Origin of the sequence: Bacillus sp. MM2020_4 (assembly GCF_011250555.1) — a bacterium.
Lineage (GTDB): Bacteria > Bacillota > Bacilli > Bacillales > Cytobacillaceae > Neobacillus.
In genome coordinates this window covers 1-3519 of sequence record NZ_JAANMZ010000089.1, presented here as the reverse complement: position 1 = coordinate 3519, position 3519 = coordinate 1, and the positions used below count along the sequence as shown (strand labels likewise).

2 protein-coding genes and 1 other annotated feature are annotated in these 3519 nt (G+C 34.5%); both genes read left to right on the top strand.

Annotated features, from left to right (window positions below; genetic code table 11):
* Positions 1-57 precede the first annotated feature (57 nt).
* Entirely contained in the window at positions 58-873 is an 816-nt protein-coding gene (locus tag G6554_RS25100; RefSeq protein ID WP_166246823.1) for a lipid II flippase Amj family protein, read from the top strand.
* Positions 874-1042: 169 nt separating this feature from the next.
* Positions 1043-1316 (top strand) — a binding site (T-box leader).
* A 70-nt stretch (positions 1317-1386) separates the two neighbouring features.
* Positions 1387-3027, top strand: a complete 1641-nt coding sequence (gene metG, locus G6554_RS25095; protein WP_166246822.1) for a methionine--tRNA ligase — start codon at positions 1387-1389, stop codon at positions 3025-3027.
* The last annotated feature ends 492 nt before the right edge of the window (positions 3028-3519 follow it).

Genomic DNA, 3519 nt, shown 5'->3' with positions numbered 1-3519 from the left:
TTCCAAAACAATATAATTTAATTTATAATATGAATATCATTTTTTAAGGAGATTTTTATGGAACTAATTACAGGCAAGGTCTTATTAATTTCTCTATTCATATTGATAATTACAATGATTGAAACATTAGCCTATTCAACTAGAATTTCGGGAGCGCGAGTTAAATTGATTGCAACAGCATTATCCTTGTTTAGTACACTGGTGATTGTTTCAAGGTTTTCTACGATGTTTCAACAACCCTTGACAGCTAAACTTATTGCAGAAGCACCAAATATAAACAAACTACACTACATTGAGGAACAATATAGAATATTAATAGGTGTAACTACAATTGGCGTATTGCTCGGCATTCTGTTGTTTCCGACTTTCATTAATATTTTTTCAAGAGCTATTGTGCAGCTTTCAAATCAACGAGGTTCAATAATTGGATTGTTTGCTACTCAATTTAATCGAAATGGCATGAGAAAAATTTTTATGTGTTTTAGGCTACCTAGATTTACATATCTAAAGGGAATTACTTGGAAAACTATTCCGAAACGACTCTTCGTGATTAATGTTATCATTTCAGCTGTTTTTACAATTGGGGTACTATCCTCTATATATGCGTCTATGTTAGTACCTAAAGATTATGCTCAGGCAGCCTCAATGTCTTCTGGGATTATAAATGGTATAGCAACCATTTTATTATCACTGTTTATTGACCCTAAAGCTTCCGTATTAGCTGATAAAGTAATGAAAAAACAAACTAATTATGTATATTTAAAAAGTTATTCTTTGACAATGGTTAGTTCTAAATTTTTGGGTACTGTTGTGGCCCAATTACTGTTTATTCCTGCCGCATATTATGTAGCTTGGTTTGCTAAGTTGATTTAATGGGTTATTGCTAAATTAACGTGTACTATAGTGAAACTAGGAATTGATTCGGCAACTTTTTTTGTTGTGTCAACTAAAGGGGAGAATTGACATCCATTATTTTCGAGGTTGTGGGAATATTAATATTGACTTCAGGAAAATTATTGAATAAAATATTGGTAATTATCAAACAAAGGCAATGAAGAGAAAAAGTAAAATGATTTTGTTTTTCGCCAGAGAGCTTCGGTAGCTGAAAAGAAGCAAAAACATTCATTTGAACAATGGTCTCTGAGCTTCGTACCGAACGTACTTTAGTATTAGTAGGATACGACGGGATTTGGCACTCGTTATTAATGTCACAGTATAAGAGTAGCATTTAATACTCCGTACTTGTTGAGGCCAATGGTGTGAGCTATTGGCAAAATAAGGTGGTACCGTGTGGAAATTCAAACCTCGCCCTTAACTATTTATTACAGTTAAGGGCGAGGTTTTTTTTGTTTTCAAAATTTAAATCATAGTTGGAGGTTTATATTTATGAGCATTTTTATTGGTGGGGCTTGGGCTTATGCAAACGGCTCATTACATTTGGGTCATATTTCGAGCTTGTTACCTGGAGATATTCTTGCGAGATATTATCGTTTAAAGGGAGAAAAAGTTTTGTATGTATCTGGCAGCGATTGTAATGGAACACCGATTACGGTCAGAGCAAAACAAGAAGGGGTTTCTCCGAAAGTGATTGCAGACCGTTATCATAAAGAATTCGAAGATTGTTTTTCAAGATTAGGATTCTCATACGATACTTACACAAGGACTGACACTGAACATCACCATAAAATCGTTCAAGAGATATTTTTAGAGCTACTTGAAAAAGGATTGATTTACAAAAAGGAAATCGAACAAACATATTGTGAACATTGTCAGCAGTTTTTGCCTGACCGTTATGTGGAAGGAATTTGTCCTGTTTGCAAGGAGCCTTCTCGCGGGGATCAATGTGATCATTGTTCAACCATATTAGAACCGATTGAACTACTTGAAAGAGAATGTAAAATTTGTGGGAATGAGCCTACTACAAGATTTACAGAGCATTTTTACTTTTCCTTAAGTTCTATCCAAAATGTTTTAGAAAACTTTACTCAAAAAGCAGAAGAAAAGAACCTATGGAGGGAAAATGCCATTTCTCTTACAAAACGCTATTTAAAGGAAGGTTTGCAAGATAGAGCCGTTTCAAGAGATTTGCCTATTGGGGTAAGTGTTCCAGTTGCTGGATATGAAGAGAAGAAAATCTATGTATGGATTGAGGCTGTATCAGGGTACTACACAGCTAGTAAGCTATGGGCTAAAGAAACCGATAGCGATGATTTACCATTTTGGAATTCCTCTGCTCAATCTTATTATGTTCATGGGAAAGATAATATCCCTTTCCATTCGATTATATGGGCTGGAATTCTTGCTGGCCTTGGCAAAGAACCATTACCAACGCATATCGTTTCAAACGAGTACTTGACATTGGAAAAGAAAAAATTATCTACAAGTAAAAATTGGGCTGTTTGGGTTCCAGATATTTTAGAAAGGTACGAACCAGATTCCATACGGTATTTCTTAACAATTAACGCACCAGAAAACCGAGATGCAGATTATTCTTGGAAAGAGTTCATTTATAGCCATAATAGTGAGTTATTAGGGGCATACGGAAATTTCGTTAATCGAACTTTGAAATTTATTGAAAAGTCTTTTGATGGAGTTATTCCAGAAAAAGAAATAACTTCGAAGCTTCAGGATAAAGTTTATCACTTATACAAGGAAGTAGGTCATTGCATTGAAAGTGCTGCATTCAAACAAGGATTGGAAAAAGTATTCGAACTTGTTAGATTTTCGAACAAATACTTTGATGAACAACAACCTTGGAAACAAATAGAGGATGATACCGAGTCTTGCAAACAAACTCTGGCGGATTGCGTTTATCTGTTTGCAAATGTAGCTCATATCCTTACTCCATTCCTTCCTTTTTCAAGCGAAAAGGTAAAGGAAATGATAAGCATAACTAAAACCGATTGGGGTCCGTTTTTTGTTAAATCGCAGCAACTGACAAAAGTTGAACCATTGTTTGAACGAATAGACCCAGTAAGAATGGAAGAAGAGCTTGAAAGATTAAACAACCAAACTGTTAAGAATTAAATGGATTATCTTTATTTTTATATTAAAATAACAACCTTCATGGAGAATGTGAAAGATTACACTACTTTACCAAGCTGTTCTGCAGACCGATCACCGCAAAGTGGGTTTATTCATTTTGCCATTAAAGAAATAGATGAAAAATATAGAAAGGCTGTTAGTGATGGGGAATGAAAATAATGGAATTTATAAAGGGAACGCCTTAAAAAAATAACGGGTTCTCTTTAAGGGTGCAAAACAGAAAATCACAACACTAATAGGATGCTAAATTGCAACGACTTTAGCACCCTGCTTTTTTATTGCTGTATCGTTATTTTGGGCTAGGTGGCATATAAAACCGCACGATAAATCACATAGTAAATAACACTTTACGAATAGATATTATCCATCTGATAATTGAATGGCTAAAATAGATGTAAATTATCACCTGATTCCCTTGTGTTTGCAATAAACGGATAAATTCCGTTTAAATAGGGAAATACCCAAATTTCCCTA